General features: G+C 70.5%; 18 protein-coding genes. 11 read left to right on the forward strand and 7 right to left on the reverse strand.

From position 1 onward, the window contains the following. Positions 1–11 precede the first annotated feature (11 nt). Positions 12–836, forward strand: coding sequence for an endonuclease/exonuclease/phosphatase family protein (locus ACIQHQ_RS12670; protein ID WP_402611932.1), 825 nt, complete (start codon positions 12–14; stop codon positions 834–836). On the opposite strand, the gene ACIQHQ_RS12675 is transcribed toward ACIQHQ_RS12670, so the two are convergent. Next, on the reverse strand, positions 833–2,341 hold the full coding sequence (locus tag ACIQHQ_RS12675) for a CehA/McbA family metallohydrolase (RefSeq protein WP_402611933.1): 1,509 nt from the start codon (positions 2,339–2,341) through the stop codon (positions 833–835). The two genes, ACIQHQ_RS12670 and ACIQHQ_RS12675, sit on opposite strands and share 4 nt — an antisense overlap. A gap of 197 nt (positions 2,342–2,538) precedes the next feature. Between ACIQHQ_RS12675 and ACIQHQ_RS12680 the strand changes: the two genes are divergently transcribed. From ACIQHQ_RS12680 to ACIQHQ_RS12690, 3 genes are all read left to right on the forward strand, one after another. Next, positions 2,539–3,384 carry an LLM class F420-dependent oxidoreductase gene (locus ACIQHQ_RS12680; protein ID WP_402611934.1) on the forward strand — a complete coding sequence of 282 codons (846 nt, stop codon included), beginning with the start codon at positions 2,539–2,541 and terminating at the stop codon, positions 3,382–3,384. 77 nt (positions 3,385–3,461) lie between these two features. Then, a complete protein-coding gene (locus ACIQHQ_RS12685; protein ID WP_402611935.1) occupies positions 3,462–3,668 on the forward strand; it encodes a hypothetical protein in 207 nt (68 codons plus the stop codon). 44 nt (positions 3,669–3,712) lie between these two features. Continuing rightward, on the forward strand, positions 3,713–6,298 hold the full coding sequence (locus tag ACIQHQ_RS12690) for a bifunctional FO biosynthesis protein CofGH (protein WP_402611936.1): 2,586 nt from the start codon (positions 3,713–3,715) through the stop codon (positions 6,296–6,298). Positions 6,299–6,302: 4 nt separating this feature from the next. Here ACIQHQ_RS12690 and ACIQHQ_RS12695 read toward each other — a convergent pair whose 3' ends face one another. Both ACIQHQ_RS12695 and ACIQHQ_RS12700 read right to left on the reverse strand, forming a co-directional pair. Further along, positions 6,303–7,718 (reverse strand): hypothetical protein, encoded by a 1,416-nt coding sequence (locus ACIQHQ_RS12695; RefSeq protein ID WP_402611937.1) that lies wholly within the window; start codon positions 7,716–7,718, stop codon positions 6,303–6,305. A 36-nt stretch (positions 7,719–7,754) separates the two neighbouring features. Beyond that, positions 7,755–8,225, reverse strand: a complete 471-nt coding sequence (locus ACIQHQ_RS12700) for a GtrA family protein (protein WP_402611938.1) — start codon at positions 8,223–8,225, stop codon at positions 7,755–7,757. A gap of 138 nt (positions 8,226–8,363) precedes the next feature. Here ACIQHQ_RS12700 and ACIQHQ_RS12705 point away from each other — a divergent pair, with 138 nt between their 5' ends. Continuing rightward, positions 8,364–9,362: a glycosyltransferase family 2 protein gene (locus ACIQHQ_RS12705; protein WP_402611939.1), complete on the forward strand. Its 999-nt coding sequence runs from the start codon at positions 8,364–8,366 to the stop codon at positions 9,360–9,362. Between the two features lie 97 nt (positions 9,363–9,459). Beyond that, complete coding sequence (locus tag ACIQHQ_RS12710; protein ID WP_402611940.1) at positions 9,460–10,020, forward strand: hypothetical protein; 561 nt, start codon at positions 9,460–9,462, stop codon at positions 10,018–10,020. Here the strand turns inward: ACIQHQ_RS12710 and ACIQHQ_RS12715 are convergent. Then, positions 10,013–10,522: a DUF2165 domain-containing protein gene (locus ACIQHQ_RS12715; protein WP_402611941.1), complete on the reverse strand. Its 510-nt coding sequence runs from the start codon at positions 10,520–10,522 to the stop codon at positions 10,013–10,015. The genes ACIQHQ_RS12710 and ACIQHQ_RS12715 overlap by 8 nt on opposite strands. A 409-nt stretch (positions 10,523–10,931) precedes the next feature. Between ACIQHQ_RS12715 and ACIQHQ_RS12720 the strand changes: the two genes are divergently transcribed. The 3 genes from ACIQHQ_RS12720 (at position 10,932) to ACIQHQ_RS12730 (ending at position 15,372) form a co-directional block, all read left to right on the forward strand. Next, positions 10,932–12,674, forward strand: coding sequence for an LCP family protein (locus ACIQHQ_RS12720; protein WP_402611942.1), 1,743 nt, complete (start codon positions 10,932–10,934; stop codon positions 12,672–12,674). Between the two features lie 454 nt (positions 12,675–13,128). Next, the gene (locus ACIQHQ_RS12725) at positions 13,129–14,790 is read left to right on the forward strand and encodes an LCP family protein (protein WP_402611943.1); all 1,662 of its coding nucleotides are present in this window, start codon (positions 13,129–13,131) and stop codon (positions 14,788–14,790) included. Positions 14,791–14,964: 174 nt separating this feature from the next. After that, a complete protein-coding gene (locus ACIQHQ_RS12730; RefSeq protein WP_402611944.1) occupies positions 14,965–15,372 on the forward strand; it encodes a hypothetical protein in 408 nt (135 codons plus the stop codon). A 93-nt stretch (positions 15,373–15,465) separates the two neighbouring features. Here ACIQHQ_RS12730 and ACIQHQ_RS12735 read toward each other — a convergent pair whose 3' ends face one another. Continuing rightward, positions 15,466–15,651, reverse strand: coding sequence for a DUF397 domain-containing protein (locus ACIQHQ_RS12735; protein WP_402611945.1), 186 nt, complete (start codon positions 15,649–15,651; stop codon positions 15,466–15,468). Further along, positions 15,648–16,460: a helix-turn-helix domain-containing protein gene (locus tag ACIQHQ_RS12740; RefSeq protein ID WP_402611946.1), complete on the reverse strand. Its 813-nt coding sequence runs from the start codon at positions 16,458–16,460 to the stop codon at positions 15,648–15,650. Before ACIQHQ_RS12740 ends, ACIQHQ_RS12735 begins: the two co-directional genes overlap by 4 nt. Positions 16,461–16,572: 112 nt before the next feature. Here ACIQHQ_RS12740 and ACIQHQ_RS12745 point away from each other — a divergent pair, with 112 nt between their 5' ends. Both ACIQHQ_RS12745 and ACIQHQ_RS12750 read left to right on the forward strand, forming a co-directional pair. Further along, complete coding sequence (locus tag ACIQHQ_RS12745) at positions 16,573–17,037, forward strand: ATP-binding protein (RefSeq protein ID WP_402611947.1); 465 nt, start codon at positions 16,573–16,575, stop codon at positions 17,035–17,037. A gap of 279 nt (positions 17,038–17,316) precedes the next feature. Continuing rightward, positions 17,317–18,432: an ADP-ribosylglycohydrolase family protein gene (locus ACIQHQ_RS12750; protein ID WP_402611948.1), complete on the forward strand. Its 1,116-nt coding sequence runs from the start codon at positions 17,317–17,319 to the stop codon at positions 18,430–18,432. Between the two features lie 36 nt (positions 18,433–18,468). Here the strand turns inward: ACIQHQ_RS12750 and ACIQHQ_RS12755 are convergent, their stop codons facing one another. Next, a complete protein-coding gene (locus ACIQHQ_RS12755; RefSeq protein WP_402611949.1) occupies positions 18,469–20,037 on the reverse strand; it encodes a sodium:solute symporter family protein in 1,569 nt (522 codons plus the stop codon). Positions 20,038–20,109: the final 72 nt, after the last annotated feature.

Raw genomic sequence — 20,109 nt, forward strand, 5'->3', positions numbered from 1 at the left:
GGTGGCTGCGGATGCGGATCGTGACCTGGAACCTGTGGTGGCGCTTCGGGCCGTGGCAGACACGGCAGAAGGCGATTCTCACAGCCCTGCGGGAGCTGCGGCCCGACGTCGTGGGACTGCAGGAGGTCTGGGCGGCCGACGGCGAGAACCTCGCCGAGTGGCTGGCCGGTGAGCTCGGCCTGCACTGGGCCTGGGGCGCCTCGCCCGCCCCCGAGCGCTGGCAGCGGCGGATCGGGGACCCCACCGTCGGCATCGGCAACGCCGTGCTCAGCAGATGGCCGGTCGTCGACCAGGACGTGCTGCCGCTGCCCGCCCCGGCCGACACGGACGACGGCCGCCTGGCCCTCTACGCCCGCCTGGCCGCGCCCCGCCACGAAGTGCCTTTCTTCACGGCCCACTTCAGCTCCGCCCTGCACGCCTCGGCGGTCCGCTGCCGGCAGGTCGCCGCCCTCGCCGAGTTCGTCGCCCGGCACGGCGGCGACTCCCCGTTCCCGCCCGTCGTCACCGGCGACCTCAACGCCTGGCCCGACTCCGACGAGATCCGTCTCCTCGGCGGTTACAAGACGGCTCCCACCGTGCCCGGCCAGGTCCTCGTCGACGCCTGGGAGTACGCCGACCCGGCCGCGCCCTCCGCCACCTGGGACGCGGCCAACCCGCATGTGGTGGCCGGCCGGAAACCCGGCGCACGCATCGACTACATCCACGTGGGCCCACCCGGCCCCGGCGGACTCGGCCGTGTCCGGGACGTACGGCGGGCCTGTGACGGCCCGGTCGACGGGGTGTGGCCCTCCGACCACGCGGCGGTCGTGGCCGACCTGGCGGACGCCACCCCCTAGCGGCGGCCCAGGAAGACCGGATTCGTGAACGCCGCCAGCGCTCCGGGGAGCGGCCCCGCCGCCGCCTCGTGCCGCAGCTCGGCCCGTACGTACGCCGCGTAGGACGGGGTCGTCCGCCACTCGACCACGCCCGAACCGGACACCGGCAGGGGGGCACTGGTGTGGACGACGCCCTGGTCGGTGACGAAGCGGACCGTGCAGCGGGGGGCGCCCGTCACGTCGAGGCGGACGGTGACCGGGGTGTCGCGGCCCACGGCGAGCCGCTCGCCGATGCCGGCGTGCTCGCCGCGTCCGCCGGACGCCCCGAACGACAGCGTGACCCTGGCGGACTCGGCGATGTAGGACCGTCCCGCCCGGATGCCCTCCTGGACGGCCTCCCGGGTCAGGTCGTCGGCCAGGACGACCGTCTGGGGGCTGCCCACCGCGTCCGGGGAGCGGTGGGCGTCGCTGCTGCCCATCGCCGGGAGCCAGCCGCGCCCGTCCCGTACGGACGCCACGAGCATACTGTCCCAGTCGGCCAGCGCCACCTCGTCGTCGGGCGTGTAGGGGCCGTTCCACACCTCCACCGCGTCCGCCTCGTCGAAGCCGAACTTCCAGTTGCAGCCGACGCAGGTGGCGTGCGGGTGGGCCGGGACGACCAGGCCGCCGGCGCGGCGGATCTGCCGGGCGAACCGGCCGAAGCGGTTGTCGCGGGCGCGGTAGCGCCAGTCGACGAAGGTGCCCGGGTCGGTGCCGAGCGCGACGACGTGCCCGTTGCGGGTGGTGACCTCCTCGCCCAGCATGACCAGCAGGTCGTCCCCGGCCACGTCGGCCCAGTGGGCGTGCGCGGCCTGCGTGTTGTGCTCGGAGGAGTTGATGAAGTCCAGACCGGCGGCCCGGGCCAGTTCGCCGATCTCGGCGGGGGTGCGGCGGCCGTCGGAGTGCCAGGAGTGCAGATGGCAGTCGCCCCGGTACCAGGCCCGCCCCCGGCCCTTCGCCCGCTCCGGCGGATACACCGGCTCCGCGGCCTCGCCCGGCTCCCCGTACGTCAGCGTGAGGGTGATCTCGTACGACAGGCCCTGCGGGGCGACCGTGTACGGGCCGAGCGCGATGTGCCAGGTGCCCTCGCGCACCGGGCCCGGGAGGTAGCCGGGCGTCGCGTCGTCGGCGCGCAGGAAGAACTCGGTGCGCGCCCCGCCCGACCAGCCGCGAAAACCCCGGCCGCCGAGCTCGGTGCCGCGGTCGTCGAAGACGCCGATGTCGAGGGCGTTGCCCAGGGTGCCGGCCGGGACGGCCGGCCGGTCGTAGGTGTAGGCGACCTTGAGCTCCCGGACACCGGCCGGGACCTCCACGGGCACGTACACGAAGTCGGGGGAGCCGGGCGGCAGCGTGCCGCGCACGGTTCTGCGCTCCCGGCCCCCGTCGGCCGCTGACGCGAAGCTCACGCTTCCCACCGTAAGCGCGGCCGGCGCTCCGGTCACGAACAGAGCGCGCCGGCCGAACCCGCCGTGGCTGTCCTCGCACATGCTGATGCTCCCCGGGTGTCGTCGGTGACATGGCTGGGTGGTGCGGGGGTGGTGCGTGGAGCCTCGTGTCCAGCCTCGTATTGAGCCGTGAACTCCGGTGCAAGGGAAGGGGATCGGCAGATTTCACCCGCACGGACCCCGGTGAATGCCGACCGGTCGGTATCGACATCGTCCCGTCCCTCGGGTACAGATGCGTCATGCGCATCGCCGTGACGATCTTCCTCACCGACGAGACGATCACCCCGACCCGGCTCGCCCGGGAGCTGGAGGACCGCGGTTTCGCCGGGTTGTATCTGCCCGAGCACACCCACATCCCGGTGGAGCGGACCACCCCGTACCCGGTGGGCGGTGACCTGCCGCCCGAGTACGGCCGCACCCTCGACCCCTTCGTGGCCCTCGGCCAGGCCGCCGCCGTCACCGAGCGGCTCGGGCTCGGCACGGGCATCACACTGGTCGCCCAGCACGATCCGATCGACCTGGCCAAGCGGATCGCGACCCTGGACCATCTCTCCGGCGGCCGGTTCACGCTCGGGCTCGGCTTCGGGTGGAACGTCGAGGAGGCCGCCGATCACGGCGTGCGGTGGAACACCCGGCGCGAGCTGGTGCGCGACCGGATGGCGCTGATGCGGGCGCTGTGGTCGCGGGAGCCGGTCGCCTACGAGGGGGAGTTCGGCGGCGTCCGGGCCAGTCACGCGTATCCGAAGCCCGTGCAGCAGCCGCGCGGTCCGGTCGTCGGCCCGCGCACGCTCGTCGGCGGGGCCGCCGGACCCAGGCTGTTCGCGCACATCAGCGAGTACGCCGACGGGTGGCTGCCGATCGGCGGTCGCGGCCTCGGCGAGTCGCTGCCGGTCCTGCGCGCCGCCTGGGCCGACGCCGGGCGCGACCCCGAGGCTCTCCAGGTCGTCCCCTACGCCGTCCACCCCAGCCCGGGCAAGCTCGCCCACTACGCCGACCTCGGCATCCGGGAGATCGTGGCGCAGCTGCCTCCGGCGGGGGAGGCGGAGGTGCTGAAGGCGCTGGACGGCCTGGTCGGATACCTCTGACCAACTTCCCTGCACGGCAGGGTGGTTGGCTCCCTCTACTAAACTGCGGGTCAGTTCGCCACGGGGGAGAGAGCGTCATGAGGCTTGCCTGGTTGTCCTGGCTCCTGCGTCATTTCACCGAGTACGGCTACAGCCAGGGGCCGCTGCGTGCCGCGATCGGCACGGCGGCCGTGCTGGTGACCGCCGCGCTGGCCTGGTTCGCCCTGCACCGCAACAGACCGGCCGCCGTCGCCGCCGCCGGCCTCACCTCGGCCCTGGGCATCGGGTGGCTGGCCTTCCACTGACGGGGATTCCCCGGCTCTGATCAGCGCACTCGTATGCTCGAAGGATGACGACTTCCGCGACCTCCGGAACCGGCCCCACCGAGAACTCCATGCGTCGCGCCCTGAAACGGGCCAGGGACGGCGTCTCGCTCGACGTCACCGAGGCTGCGGTGCTGCTCCAGGCCCGGGGTGAGCGGCTGGAGGACCTGTCGGCCTCGGCCGCCCGGGTGCGGGACGCGGGCCTGGCGGCAGCGGGGCGGCCGGGCGTCATCACGTACTCGAAGAGCGTCTTCATCCCGCTGACGCGGCTGTGCCGGGACAAGTGCCACTACTGCACGTTCGTCACCGTCCCCGGCAAGCTGCGCCGGGACGGCCACGGGATGTTCATGTCCCCGGACGAGGTGCTGGACATCGCCCGCAAGGGCGCCGCCCTCGGCTGCAAGGAAGCCCTCATCACCCTCGGCGACAAGCCCGAGGACCGCTGGCCGCAGGCGCGCGAGTGGCTCGACGCGCACGGCTACGACGACACCATCGCCTACGTCCGGGCCATCTCCATCCGCATCCTGGAGGAGACGGGCCTGCTGCCCCACCTGAACCCGGGCGTCATGAGCTGGACGGACTTCCAGCGTCTGAAACCGGTCGCGCCCAGCATGGGCATGATGCTGGAGACCACCGCGACCCGTCTCTGGTCGGAGCCGGGCGGCCCGCACCACGGTTCTCCCGACAAGGAACCCGCCGTCCGCCTGCGGGTCCTGGAGGACGCGGGGCGTTCCTCCGTGCCCTTCACCTCCGGGGTCCTCATAGGCATCGGCGAGACCTACGAGGAGCGCGCCGAGTCGCTGTTCGCGCTGCGGAAGGTCTCCCGGGCCTACCACGGCGTCCAGGAGCTGATCATCCAGAACTTCCGCGCCAAGCCGGACACCGCGATGCGCGGCATGCCCGACGCGGAACTCGACGAACTGGTCGCCACGGTGGCCGTCGCCCGGCTCCTCATGGGCCCCTCGGGCTGCATCCAGGCGCCGCCCAACCTCGTCGACGACGAGTACGAGCGGCTGATCGGCGCCGGGATCGACGACTGGGGAGGCGTCTCCCCGCTCACCATCGACCACGTCAACCCCGAGCGCCCCTGGCCGCAGATCGAGCAGCTCGCCGAGAAGTCCCGCGCCGCCGGCTTCGAACTGCGCGAACGGCTCTGCGTGTACCCGGAGTTCGTGCGGCGCGGCGAGCCCTGGCTGGACCCGCGGCTGCGCCCGCACGTGGCCGCCCTGGCCGACCCGGAGACCGGCCTCGCCCGCCCCGAGGCCCTGCCGGAGGGCCTGCCCTGGCAGGAGCCGGAGGAGGTCTTCGTCGCGTCCGGCCGCACCGACCTGCATTCCTCGATCGACTCCGAGGGCCGTACGTCGGACCGGCGGGACGACTTCGACGAGGTGTACGGCGACTGGGGCGCCCTGCGCGAGGCCGCCGCCCCGGGCATGGCACCCGAGCGCATCGACACCGACGTACGGCAGGCCCTGCGCACGGCCGCCGACGATCCGACGAAGCTGACCGACGACGAGGCGCTGGCGCTGCTGCACGCCGACGGGGCGGCGCTGGACGCCCTCGCCCGGGTCGCCGACGACGTCCGCAAATCGGCCGTGGGCGACGACGTGACCTACATCGTCACCCGCAACATCAACTTCACCAACGTCTGCTACACGGGCTGCCGCTTCTGCGCCTTCGCCCAGCGCCGCACGGACGCCGACGCCTACACCCTCTCCCTGGACCAGGTCGCCGACCGGGCCCAGCAGGCCTGGGAGGTGGGCGCGGTGGAGGTGTGCATGCAGGGCGGCATCCACCCGGACCTGCCGGGCACGGCGTACTTCGACATCGCGCGGGCCGTGAAGGAGCGCGTCCCGGGCATGCACGTGCACGCCTTCTCGCCGATGGAGGTCGTCAACGGCGCGACCCGCACCGGCATGTCCGTCCGCGAGTGGCTGACCGCCGCGAAGGAGGCGGGCCTGGACACCATCCCGGGCACGGCGGCCGAGATCCTCGACGACGAGGTCCGCTGGATCCTGACCAAGGGCAAACTGCCCGCCGCCGACTGGATCGACGTCGTCACGACCGCCCACGAGCTGGGCATCCGCTCGTCCTCGACGATGATGTACGGCCACGTCGACCAGCCCCGGCACTGGCTCGGGCACCTGCGCACCCTCGCCGGCATCCAGCAGCGCACGGGCGGCTTCACCGAGTTCGTGACGCTGCCGTTCGTGCACACCAACGCGCCGGTCTACCTGGCGGGCATCGCCCGGCCGGGCCCGACCGTGCGGGACAACCGCGCGGTCACGGCCATGGCCCGGCTCCTGCTGCACCCGTACATCCCCAACATCCAGACCAGCTGGGTGAAGCTGGGCACGGAGGGCGCGGCCGAGATGCTCCGCTCCGGCGCCAACGACCTCGGCGGGACGCTCATGGAGGAGACCATCTCCCGCATGGCGGGCTCGTCGTACGGCTCGTACAAGTCGGTCAAGGACCTGATCGCGGTGGCGGACGCGGCGGGCCGCCCGGCCAGGGCCCGGAACACCCTGTACGGGGAGGTGCCCGAGGAGCGGCAGCGGGCGGCCAAGGCGTCGGACGGGCACCTGCCCGAGCTGCTGCCGGTGCTGGACTGAGGCGTTACTGGCCCCCGGCGTCCGCCGGCTGATGCGCCGTGAGGGTGCGGTCGGCCGGGGCGCCGGGGCTCGCCGGTCGTGGGGGAGGCGTGCCCCGGCCCAGACACAGCAGCAGCAGGCCGAGGGCGCAGGCGATCGCCGGCCAGTAGAGGTAGCGGAAGTCCGTGGCGGGCATGATCGGCAGATAGCCGACGATGTAGGCCGCCGAGCTGACACCGAGCGCCCGGACCGGCATCGCGAAGACGCCCGTGCCGGGCCGGACGGCGAGCACGAGCGCGACCGCGAGCCAGAACCAGCCGCGGAACAGCCAGGGCAGGTCCTCGGCCATGCCGTTGACGTACGTGCCGAGCATGTCCTCCAGCCGGGGGTGTGCCACCTCGATGCCCAGGTCGTTGCGGGTGATCCCCGCCTTGTACGCGTAGTCGGTCTCGAACAGCAGGGTCGTGAACAGCAGCAGGCGGTACTGGAGGTAGTGCGGCACATGCCCGCTCATCTCCCGCAGCCACAGGGACGTGATCGCGCCGGAGTCGCCGCGCAACCCGTCCGCCGGGCGCTGGTAGCAGGCCCAGTAGGCGTCGGACAGGGCGCCGACGCGCTCGCATGCGCGCGCCGAGGCCACGAGCCGGTCCCGCAGCCCGGGTGACACGTCCGCCGACCGGAGCTCGTCCACGCTCAGCACGTGCACGAGGTCGTCGAGCATGATCTGCGCGCCTTGGTCGGTGCGCAGCGGATGCGCGAAGAGGGAGATGGCGGCGGCGGGCACCACGACCCCGGCGACGAGGGCCGCCGCGCACTTCAGCCACGTACGGCGTCCGGGCGTGCCCCACAGGGCGAGGACCAGCATCACGAAGACGGGGATCGCGGCGACGACGGCGTTCTTGCGTACCAGCATCGCGTAGGCGAGGAACAGCACGCCCAGCCAGAGCAGGCCCCACCGCACGGCGGGGCGGCGAGGGGCGCCGTCGCGCAGCAGCAGGCCGGTGAACGCGACCGCGCAGGCGGCGAGCAGCGCGAACGCCGCGTGCACGTCCTTCCACACCACCCCGGCGAACGTCAGCACGAACGGCGCCAGACCCAGCCCGAGCACGGCCGGCGCAGCGCCCCGGCTCCCGGTCAGCCTCCTTACGCATACGGCCAGCACCCACAGCGCCGCCCAGAGGACGAGGCATTGGAGGACCAGCAGGGAGGCGATCGAGCCGGTCACCGCGATGAGCGCCCGCCACACCAGGCTGAGCACGGGCGGATGCCAGTCGGTCAGAGGCTTCTTCCCCTCGGCCTGGCGGAGCTGGTCGAGGCTGTCGGGACTCAGGTAGCCGGGGGCGAAGACGAGGATCGTCGCCAGGCAGCAGACCGCGGCGACGGCGGCCGTCCCCCAGACCCAGCGCTGCCCGTCCCGCCGCACCCACCCTGTTTGTCCCATATGTCGGATGCTAACGGGTCGTCGGGTGCCGACCGGTCAGGGTGCGACGAAGACGTAGCGCCGGTAGGCGTAGAAGCGGAACAGGGTCGCCAGCACCCAGCCGAGGATGCGGGCGGTGTTGTCGCTGAGCGCCGAGTCCAGCCCGAGCAGATGCCGGGAGGCGTAGACCGTGCCCGCGGTGATGGCGAGCCCGACCCCGTTCGCGACGAGGAACAGCACGAGCTCGTGGGTGACCTTCTCGCGATGCTGGTCACGGTACGTCCAGTAGCGGTTGCCGACCCAGCTGAAGAGCGCCGCCGCCGCCGTCGCGAGGACGGACGCCTGCACGGGGGCGGTCCGCATCACCCCGCCCTCCGCGCCGCCGGGCAGGCCGAAGACGAGCAGGTTGTAGCCGCCGTTGTCGACGACGAAAGCCAGGGCCCCGACGACGCCGAACGCGGCGGCCTCGCGCCAGATGCCCTTGATGGCGTCACGCGCACGCAGCGTCACAGAGTCGAGGACCGGCACCCGGCGAGCGTAACCACCCGGCGCGCCACATCCGGTCAGGCGCGCTCATATCGCACTATGTCCTGCTGTATGAGGTGCTGATGTACGAGGTGCTGACCGTGCGGTGCCGACCCTGTGCGGAACCGGTCCGAGTGAGGAGTGGTCGTGGAACCGACGATCGCGTGTGTCGTGCCGTGTCGCAACGAGGAGGCGGCCGTCGGCAAGGTGGTCCGCGACCTGCGCGCGGCCCTCCCCGAGGCCGTCGTCTACGTGTACGACAACGCCTCCACCGACCGCACCGTGGAAATCGCCCGGCAAGCCGGCGCGATCGTGCGCAAGGAGATCCGCAAGGGCAAGGGCAACGTCATCCGCCGCGCCTTCGCCGACGTCGACGCCGACGCGCTGCTCATCATCGACGGCGACGACACCTACGACGCCTCCCGCGCCCGGGACCTGGTGGACCTCCTCTTCGAGGGGCCGTACGACCAGGTCGTCGGAGCCCGCCGGGTGACCGACGACGGGGCCTACCGGGCCGGGCACGCCGTCGGCAACAAGCTGCTCACCGGGGCCGTGCGATCACTGTTCGGCAACGACGTGACGGACATGCTCAGCGGCTACCGCGTCTTCTCGCGGCGGTTCGTGAAGTCCTTCCCGGCGCTCGCCCGGGAGTTCGAGACCGAGACCGAGATGACCATCCACGCGCTGCACCTGCGGCTGCCCACGGCGGAGGTGGTCGTCGACTACCGGGTCCGGCCCGCGGGCGGCGAGAGCAAGCTGCGCACCTACCGGGACGGCTGGCGCATCCTGCGGGTCATCCTCGACCTGGCCCGGCGCGAGCGCCCCTCGCTGGTCCACACCGTCGTCGCCGGGGTCCTGGCTCTCCTCTCGGTCATCCTCGGCATCCCCGTCATCGCCGACTTCGTCGAGACGGGCACCGTGCCCCGGATGCCCACGGCGATCCTCGCCGCCGCGATCATGACCATCGCGGCACTCGTGCTGCTCGTGGGCTACATCCTCGAGTCGCTGACGCACATGCGCCAGGAGCAGACCCGCTTGGTGCACCTCTCCTACCCGGCCCCGGTGCGCACCCCCCGCTACAGCGCCCGCGGCGCCGGCACGGGCCCGGTCCCGGTCCGCAAGACCGTCGGCGGCCCCTGAGGCGGCCGAGGCCCCTGAGGCAGCGGGTCAACGGCGGACGCGCAGTACGATGATCGGAACCCCGTTTCGGTGCGGGGTCCCGTGACTGAGGAGATGCGTGCCGGTGCCTGCCCGACTTCCTTCGTGGGCCTGGGTGACCGGGCTGACCGTGGGAGCGATAGCCGCGGTGACGGTCCTGGGCGTACAGGCCGACCGGGGCCCGCACCCCACCGCCACGTCGGCCAAGCCGAGCAGCACGGCCTCGGCGCAGCCCACCCCCACCGCCTCGGTCCCGGCGAAGGTGCCCGACGGCTCCGGCACCGGCCGGCGCATCGTCTACTCCCTCGGCGAGAAGCGGGTGTGGCTGGTCGACGCGAGCGAGGCCACTCGCCGCACCTTCACCGTCTGGCCGGGCTCGGTCAGCCCCGACCCGGGCAGCTACACGGTGTCGTCGCGCAACGCGGCCACGACCGGCTCGGACGGCGTCCGGATCGAGCACATCATGTACTTCGCCGCGAAGTCCGGCGTCTCCGTGGCGTTCTCCAACGCCGTCGACGGGGCCTCGCCGCCGCCCGCCGCCTCCGGCACCAGGACGGGCGGAGTCAGGATGCGGAAGGCGGACGGCACGGCACTGTGGGCGTTCGGCACGGTCGGCACGACCGTGACCGTGGTCAGGTAGCGGGCGTTTGCCCGCGCGGGGCCGACAGCTGGTTGACGATCAGCACGACCCCGCTGAACAGGAAGATCCGGGTCGCGGCGTCCAGCCCGTTCCAGCTCTTGGACTGCCACATCGAGAACCACTCGCCGCCGATCGCGATGAACCCGGCCCCGAACAGCAGCATCACCATCAGCAGCCCGTAGGTGGACATCCGGCGGGCGCGCAGGTCATCGCGTCTGGCCCACAGCCAGCTCCCGTATATGAGGACCAGCGCGGCGACGGTCTCCCAGACGATGATCAGCACATAGGCCGTGTCCTGAAGCCCTGTACTGGTGATGGCCCGCCACATCAGGTCCTCGTCCTTGAACGTGGTGTCCATGGCCAGCACGTGCCGGACGAACTGCTGATTGGTCCCGAAGTCGGTGATGTTCCCGAAGGCGACGAGTGTCATGTAGAGGGCGATGGTCGCGGTGAGCAGGGTGGCGGCGAGCGACAGCGCGCCGCGTGATGTGGAGGTGGCCATGCCGATCATTCTCCCCAAGCGCGACCGTCCGGTGTACCCGTACGGCACCAACAGGCCTGCCTTGCCGGGAGGTTGGCGAGTGGGATCGCCGGCCGCGACGACCAGGAGCTCTGCCGCGTCAGCGGCCCCCACCCGCCGGCCGCCATGAGCCGCCGACCCTCAGGATGAGAAGCGTTCAGTAAAGCGATTACCAAGGCGATGTAGAGGTGTCCAGGGAATTGTGGGGGATTGACCAGTTCTAGGAACGTGGAATCTGTCACCGTCGTCGCTCGACGATGAACTGGGCGGATAGTGTGAGCGATCCTGTGCATCCGGCTATCAGGTCTTCCTGCGGTCGGACTGTGTGACCGAGACCCGAGCGCCTTGAGGGGAAAGGCGCCGCGTGGCCCCGACGGAGGATTCAGCAACCGTGGACGCGCAAGGCCGTGGGCGGGCGGACGACATCGACCCCGCAGACCAGTGGGTAGTCAATCCGGCCACTGGCGAATACGAACTGCGACTGACTCCTTCCGCACCGCAATCAGCGGTGCCAGGACCTCGTAGGTCCGCTCCCCGCTCCGGCGGTGCGGGCGGGGCAACACGCAACCGGTCGGCGGCGCCGGGCCGTACGGTGCCCGCCGAGGCGCCCGGCCGTGACGTGCCGCCGCCGCGCAGACGCCGCGGTGCGCCCGAGGAGCCACTGCCGGGGCGGCGCAGCCGGCGGCCGGTCAAGAAGAAGGCCAGGGCCAAGAAGGCCGTGCTGTGGACCGGCGGCGTCATGGCCTTCGTGCTCGTCGGCACCGCCGGGGCCGCCTATCTTTACCTCAAGCACCTCGAAGGCAACGTCACGACCGAGGATGTCGGCAGCGTGGCGGATGACGGCTTCAGCAAGGACGAGGCCTTCAGCATCCTGATCATCGGCACCGACAAGCGGACCGGCGCGGGCAACGAGGGCTACGGCGACAAGGGCAGCGCCGGGCACGCCGACACCACCATCCTGCTGCACGTCTCCAAGGACCGTACCAACGCCACCGCGATGAGCATCCCGCGGGACCTGGTCGTCGATGTGCCCGACTGCGAGGCGAGCGACGGCTCGATCATCCCGGGCGCGCAGAGCGTCCGCTTCAACACCAGTCTCGGCCAGGACGGCCGCGACCCGGGCTGCACCATGAAGACGGTCGAAGAGGTCACCGGCATCGACGTGAACCACTTCGTGATGGCCGACTTCAACGCGGTGAAGACGCTGACGACGGCGGTGGGCGGCGTGGAGGTCTGCCTGAAGAAGGCCGTCAACGACAAGGAGTCGAAGCTGAAGCTGCCGGCCGGCACGTCCACGATCGAGGGTGAGCAGGCCCTCGCCTTCGTTCGCACCCGGCACAGTTTCGGCAACCAGGGCGACCTGGACCGCATCAAGATCCAGCAGCAGTTCATGAGTTCGCTGATGCGCAAGATGACCTCCGGCAACGCCCTCACCAGCCCGACGAAGCTGGTGAAGCTGGCCAATGCCGCCACCAAGGCGCTCACCGTCGACAAGGGCATCGGCAAGGCCAGCACGCTCAAGGACCTGGCGCTGGAGATGAAGAAGGTGCCGGTGAAGAACATCACCTTCCTGACGACGCCGGTGGCGGACAACCCCGCGGACGGTGCCGTCAAGAAGACGGTCATCGTCGACGACTCGCGGGCCCCCCAGGTCTTCACGATGATCAAGAACGACGTCTCCTTCACCGAGGTCAAGGCGAAGGAGAAGAAGGAGAAGGCCGCGGTCGCCGCCCGGCTGAAGGGTCCTAAGTCCGCCGCGGACGAGGTGCGGGTGCGGATCTTCAACGGCGGGGCCCCGGCCGGCAGCGCCCAGGAGGAGCTGACCTATCTCCAGACCCAGGCGGGCGTGATCAAGTCCGAGAACGGGGGCAACGCGGAGAGGACGCTGGCGAAGACGACCCTCGAGTACGCCCCGGACCAAGCGGACGAGGCCCGCAGGCTGGCCGAGATCATGGGGCTGTCCGGATCGGCGATGAAGCCGGGCGAGAGCGTCACCAACTCCCAGGGCCTGCCGACCATGACGCTGACGCTGGGCGAGGACTTCAAGGGAGCCGGGGTGAAGATCGAAGCGCCCTCGGCGGCGCCTCCGGGCGTCTCGAAGACCACGGCGAACGAGCAGCAGTGCGCCAGTTGAGCATGCGAGGTTCCACCTGACAGGCCTGTCGTACGTCGCACAGTGACGGCAGGCCTGTTCAGGGCCGCGGGGGTGGGGGAGGCGGGGAAAACGCCTGTCCGGCTCCGACCCCGCCGTGCCTCCGCCGAGATGCGTGAAGCCCGGCGGTGGCGAGGATGCACCGCCGCCCACCTGCGGCTGACCTCACGAAGAAGCCGGGCGACCGGCATCGGTCACCTGTCCGCGAGTGCCCTCCTGACCGGCGACGGCAAGGAAGGCACTCGCGCCGAAGAGGACGACGGGCGACGGTGAGACCGGCGCGGAGACCGTGATCGGTGGGTGAATCAGGCTCCCGGCCAACTCATCACGCCCGGCGGATGGATGAAGCGTGCTCACGTCCCTGAGCCGGGTCAGTATGCGATGCCGTGTTCGACGATGGTTCTCGCGTACGATTTTCGGTCAGGGCGGACCAGGCATGCGGGCCGGCCGCCGGGCTCGGGGGAGCTCGGCAGTCAGCAGGGGTGGGGGCAGAGAGTTGACGCAGAGCGTGCACGGGGAGGTGCCCGCGGTCGAGGACACGACGTCCCCGGCACCGAAGGGCCCGAGACCGCCCGCCGGTCACGGCGGGGAACGGCACGGCAGAGGCGACCGGCCGCGTGGACGGCGTGTCCTGCGCTGGTCGGCCATCGTGCTGGCGGTGGTGATCGTCGGCACCGCGGGCGTCGGCTACCTCTACTACGAGCGCCTCAACGCCAACATCGAGAAGGACGCCCTCAACCTGAGCGACGAGAAGGACAGGGCGTCTGAGTCGGAGCCGAACGCCGCCGGGCAGACGCCGTTGAACATCATGCTGATCGGCTCGGACGCCCGGGACAACGCCGAGAACCAGAAGCTCGGCGGTGCCAAGGACACGTACAACACCGCGCCGCGCGCTGACGTCCAGATGCTGCTGCACGTGTCGGCGGACCGCTCCCACATGTCGGTCGTCAGCATGCCACGCGACACCCTGGTCGACATCCCGAAGTGCACCGACCCCGACAACGGCAAGGTCTACGAGGCCGTCACGTCGGCCATGACCAACGACTCCCTCGGCCGTGGCGGCCCCGGCTGCACGGTGGCGACCTGGGAGAAGCTGACCGACATCCACATCGACCACTTCATCATGGTCGACTTCGCGGGAGTGGTGTCGATGGCGGACGCGATCGGCGGGGTACCGGTCTGCGTGGACGCCAACATCCGCTCCCACACCTCCAGCGGCCACGGCTCCGGCCTGAAGCTGGAGAAGGGGACCACGTACATCAAGGGCAAGCAGGCCCTGCAGTGGCTGCGCACACGGTACGGCTTCGAGGACAACACGGACATCTCGCGGGCCAAGGCCCAGCACCAGTACATGAACTCGATGGTCCGCCAGCTGCGCGAGAACGCGACACTGAGCAGCCCGATCAAGCTGCGCAAGCTCGCCGAGACGGCCACCGAGGCGCTGACGGTGGACGAAGGGCTGGGCAGCGTGACGAAGCTGTACGACCTGAGCAACGAGCTGCGGAAGGTGCCCACCGAGCGCATCACCATGACGACGATGCCGTGGCGGTACGCCTCGGACGGCAACCGGGTGGTGCCCAAGCCGGAGGAGGCGGAGAAGGTTTTCCGCCTGATCCGTGAGGACATCGCGCTCGACGGCAAGGACAAGGAAAGGACGGAGGGCGAGACCTCCGACGCCCCGGCCGCCGCGGACGACGAGATCGCCGTCCAGGTGCACAACGGCACCCGTACCAGCACACAGGCGGCGGTGCCGGGGCGAGCCGGCGATGTGACCGAGCTTCTCGTCGGCAAGGGTTTCACCGCGGCCAAGTCGGACTCCTCGGTGCTCCTCAGCCAGGACAAGACGGTCGTCCGCTATCCGAGCGCCGACCTGGAAGGCGATGCCCAGCGGGTCGCCAAGGCCCTCGGCATTCCGATGGGTTCGGTGACGAGGTCGACGGACGTCTCCGGGGTCACCCTGGTCGTCGGCGGGGACTGGCGCTCGGGTGCGACCTACAAGGCCGCGCGGGAGGACGACTCGCCGACCGAGTCGGAGGACACCTTCAACGGCGCGGACACCAAGGCCTGTATGCACGTCAATCCCGACTTCACCTGGTAGCAGCCCTCTGGAAGCGCTTTCGGCCAGAAAGGTCATTTCTGGTCAATGCGTTACGCGGCGATCATATGTATTACCTGAACATGACAAAATCCTGGGCAGTCACGAGTCGGACAACGACCGTTCCAGGGGGATAAGTTGAAGTTCCAGAGCAGGACCGCCAGATACGCCACGTCCATGGCGATGATGCTGTCGGCGATCGCCGGCTACTCGCTCGTCACGGCTCCGGCCGCCAGCGCCGCCACATACGGCTGCAACGGTTCCCAGATCGACAGCTGGAACAACACCTACAACGGCAGGACGTACGCCAAGACCTACCTCTTCTGGGACGGCACCTACAACTGCGTCGCGGCCGTGAAGCAGGGCTCCTACTACGGCGTCAAGTCGCGCATCGCGGTGGACGCCTGGACCAACGTGGACGGCTACGTCCCCCCGGGGGACGACGGCCACTACCTCTACTACGCGAGCTTCAAGTTCTACGGGAAGAACCGCTGCATCGCCGTCGAGACCGACGTGTGGAACCTGAACGGCAACAACATCATCCAGGACCACGTGCCGCCCTCCGGCTACTTCCACTGCGACTGAGGCCCACCGGCCGTCGGCACCTGGCGAAGGCCTCTTCCCGGTTGTCCGGGAGGAGGCCTTCGGTCCGCCGTCCGGGGAAAGACCTGGGCGACGTCAGCGTCCTGTGGTGAACTCCAGGAACTGTGACCAGGCGCCGCCAGTGAACGACAGCCGGGCGCCGTCCTCGTTCTTGGAGTCGCGGATGTGGATGGTGGGGTGCGCTATCGCGATCTCGACGCAGTCCGGTCCGTCGTTGCCGCTGTAGCTGCTCTTGATCCACGTCAGCAGGGTGGGCGTCATGTCTCTTCTCCCAGCACTTTCTCGATGAAGGTGAGCGAATCACGGGGTGAGAGGGCCTGCGCCCGGATCATGCCATAGCGCATATCGAGGACTTGGACGTCTCTCGGATCGCTGATCACCCGGTCGTACAGCTGGCTTTCCGTGTGGCCGAGCGCCTTGCCGTCCTGGAGCTTGAGCAGCCGGAAGGAACCCATCACAGCCGCGTGATCCTCCCTGCGCATCGGCATCACTTGGATCTCGACGTGCCTCAACTCGGCTACTTGCAACAGGTGTTCGAGCTGTCGGCGCAGCACCATTCTGCCTCCGAGGGGCCGCCGCAGGGTCATCTCTTCCTGGACAAAGGTGACCAGAGGGCGGGGCACCCGATCGAAGACGGCCTTCCGTGCCATGCGCGCGGCCACGTGGCGCTCGATCTCGTCCTCCGTGTAGGCCGGCCGGCGCATCGCGTACAACGCCTCGGCGTACTCGGGTGTCTGCAACAGCCCGTGGATGTGCAGGGCGGCGTAGGCGCCGAGTTCGACCGCTTGGTCCTCCAGCTTGGTCAGGTCCCGGACGGTCTTCGGATACCGAGCCCTCTCCACGTCCTCCCTCATCGCGGAGATCTTGCCGCCCGCCCCCAAGACCTCATCGGCCTTGTCGAGAAAGTCCGGCTTGGGGATGCGCCGCGCCCGCTCGACGGACGACACCATCTCCTCGCCGTAGCCGATGGCCGAGCCCAACTCCGCCTGCTTCAGACCCGCGGCCTCGCGCCACATCTTGATCTGCCGCCCGACCGCCCTGAGCACGGCCGCCGCTTCCTCGTCCTCCACGCCTTCCCCTCCTACGTACGAGCCGTACGACCTCGTGACGTGTCCGGACAGTCACGGTCCGTACCGAGGTCATCGCTGTTCAGAGTAGGGACGGACGACCACGCTGGGTGACATGAGCCAGAAATCCCTCGCCGGAACCAACGCCCCCGTACGTCACGTCGCGCTCCGGCTGTCCGCCACTCGAAGAGGTGCTCGACTGGCCCGCCTGCTCACCGAACGCCAGCTCGACGAGTGGGGCGAGGCGTACGACGTGGCCGCGCAGGTGGTGGCCGAGCTGGCGGCGAACGCGGTGCTGCACGGCCGTGTCCAGGGCAGGGACTTCCGGCTGGCCCTGACGCTGTACGCCGACCGCACGCTCCGTATCGAGGTCACCGACGCCCGGGGCGATCGGGTGCCACGGCTCCCGGGGCCGGTGGCGGACGACGCCGAGGGAGGCAGGGGCTTGCGGATCGTCGACGCGTACGCGGACCGCTGGGGCCTGACGCAGGCACCGGCCGGTGCGAAGACACTCTGGGCCGAACTGGACGGTCGCGACGTGGGCGGGACGGGGGAGGGGTCGGATCGCGGCCCGTCATGACCGGGGCGGACCCGGCGCCGAGGAACCCGAAGGCGGGAAGGGATCGTGTTCGGCCGGCTGTTCTTCGCCGGTCTGTGGGGGGCCTTTCGTCGCCCGGCGCCGCCACCGGACGTGCGGCGGGATGCTGTGAGCAGCGGGGATCACCCGGCCGCAGAGCTGAGGCCGCCGACCGGGACCTCCCGCCCGCACTCCCGCACCGTTCCGCCCCTGAACCCACCGTTCCCGTTCGATTACAGTGCTGAGCTGTCGTACGTGTGGACGGTGCCCTGGGAGGTCTAGGTGGGTGCGACTGCCGGCGCCGTCTGGGGCCGTACAGAGCAGCAGGACTTCCGCAGCCGGGTGCGCGGGACCCTGCTCGGCGTGGCCGTGGGCGACGCCCTGGGGACACCGGTCGACGGGCTGACCGTCGAGGCCATCCGGGAGGCGCACGGGGCGGAGGGCCTGGTGGACCTGGCCCCCGCCTACGGCAGACGCGGCGCCGTCACGCACCTCACCCAGCTCACCCTGTTCTCCGTCGACGGTCTGATCCGGGCCCAGGTCAGGCGGGACACCGGCGCCTGGCATCCGCCGACCGATCTGCACCGGGCGTATCTTCGCTGGGCCGCCACCCAGCGCGACTGGGGGCCCGACGAGCGGCGCAAGGAAGACGGGTGGCTGGCGCGGGAGGAGTGGCTGTACGCGCGGCGGGACCCCAGCCGCGCGCTGCTGCTGGGGCTCGGCGACCAGACCATGGGGACTCCGGAAGCGCCCAAGAACCCCGGGGAGGCCGGGCCCGAGGCCGCCGCCCGGTCGGCCCCTTTCGGGCTGCTCGTGGGCTGGGAGCCGCAGCTGGTCGCGCAGCTCGCCGTCGAGTGCGCCGCGCAGACCCACGGCCATCCCACGGCCTCGCTCGCGGCGGGCGCGTACGCCGTGATCGTGCATGCGCTGGCGCTGGGCGAGAGCCTCGACGCTGCCGTGCAGCGGGCCTTCGCGCTGCTGGCCGCCCGGCCGGGGCACCAGCCGGTGTCGGACGCGTTGCAGCATGCGCTGGGTGCCGTGCGGCAGGGCATGCCGGGACCGGAGCGCGTGGCCGAGCTGAGCGGGGCGGGTACGGCGGAGGGGCTCGTGGCCGCCGCCGTGTACTGCGCGCTGGTCGCGGCCGACGTGCGGCACGGGCTGTGTCTCGCCGTGAACCACGACGGCCCGTCCGCGGCCACCGGCTCGCTGACCGGTGGCCTGCTCGGCGCCCTGCACGGGGAGACGGCCCTCCCCCCGGCCTGGCTGGCCGAGCTGGAGGGCCGTCCCACGATTCTGGAGCTGGCCGACGACTTCGCCATGGAGATGACCCAGGGGCCCGCGCTGCACGGGCCCGGGGGTGCGTCACCGGGGTGGCTCGCCCGCTATCCACGGGCCTGAGCACACCGTTGGAGACGCCCTCTCCGGCCCGGTGCCTCAGTCCTTGACGGTCGTCCGCACCACGTTCTCCGTGGGCCCGGACGGTACCGGAACCGTGACCGCCGCCCCGTCGTCGTCGGTGTTGATCCGCTCGATGATCGCCAGCCGCTCAGGTGTGTCCTCCGGCCTGATGTAGCCGACGAGGATGTACAGGACCAGCGACACCGCCAGCGGGATCGACACCTGGTACTGCAGCGGCACGCCGCCCTCGATGCTCCAGTGGACCGGGTAGTTCACCAGCCAGAAGGCGAGCAGACCCATCGACCAGCTGACCAGGGCCGCCGTCGGTCCGGAGCGGCGGAACGCCCGCAGCAGGCCCAGCATCATCGGGATCGCCATCGGGCCCATCAGACCGGCCACCCACTTGATGACGACCGTGATGATGTCCTTGAACGCGGGTGAGTTGACCTGGGTCGCCGCCGCCATGGACAGGCCGAGGAAGACGACCGTGGCGATCCGGGCGACCCGCAGGCCCTGGCTCTGGTTCCAGGTCCGGGCCCTCGCCCAGATCACCGGCGCGCAGTCCCGGGTGAACACCGCCGCGATGGCGTTGGCGTCGGAGGAGCACATGGCCATGGTGTGCGAGAAGAACCCGACGATGACCAGCCCCAGCAGGCCGTGTGGCAGGAGCTGTTCGGTCATCAGGGCGTAGGAGTCCGAGCCGTCCCGCTTCTGCGACTCGACCAGCAGCGGCGACATCCACATGGGGAAGAACAGCACCAGCGGCCAGACCAGCCAGAGGATCGCCGACAGGCGGGCGGAGCGCTCGGCTTCCTTGGCGTTGGGTGTGGCCATGTAACGCTGGGCCTGGTTGAGCATGCCGCCGTTGTACTCGAAGAGCTTGATGAAGAGGAACGCGAGCAGGAACACCGTGCCGTACGGGCCGACCAGCGGTTTCCCGTGGCCCTGGAGCTCGGGCGAGTCCCACACGCCGAAGAAGCCGCCGTGGTCGTCGAGCCGTACGAACACCGCCAGGAACATCGCGACGCCGGCCAGCAACTGGATGACGAACTGCCCGAGTTCGGTCAGCGCGTCCGCCCAGAGGCCGCCGATGGTGCAGTAGACCGCCGTGATGGCACCGGTGATGAGGATGCCCTGGTTGAGGGAGATCCCGGTGAACACGGACAGCAGCGTGGCGATCGCCGCCCACTTCGCGCCCACGTCCACGATCTTCAGCAGCATCCCGGACCAGGCCAGCGCCTGCTGCGTCTTGAGGTCGTAGCGGTTCTTCAGGTACTCCAGCGGGGAGGCCACGTGGAGCCGGGAGCGCAGCCGGTTGATGCGCGGGGCGAACAGTTTCGACCCGATGGCGATGCCGAGGGCGATGGGGAAGGACCAGGTGACGAAGGACGTGACGCCGTAGGTGTAGGCGATGCCCGCGTACCCGGTGAACATCACCGCGCTGTAGCCCGACATGTGGTGCGAGATGCCGGAGAGCCACCACGGCATCTTGCCGCCGGCGGTGAAGAAGTCGCTGACGTTGTCGACGCGCTTGTGCGACCAGACGCCGATCGCGACCATCACGGCGAAGTAGCCGATGAGCACGGCCCAGTCGAGACCGTTCATGAATCCCCTTCCACGGTGCTGCCGCCAGGGTCAGGCATGTGAACTCTGGTTTCGATGACGTGCGCACGGCAA

This window comes from Streptomyces sp. NPDC092370, assembly GCF_044755265.1.
Taxonomy (GTDB): domain Bacteria; phylum Actinomycetota; class Actinomycetes; order Streptomycetales; family Streptomycetaceae; genus Streptomyces.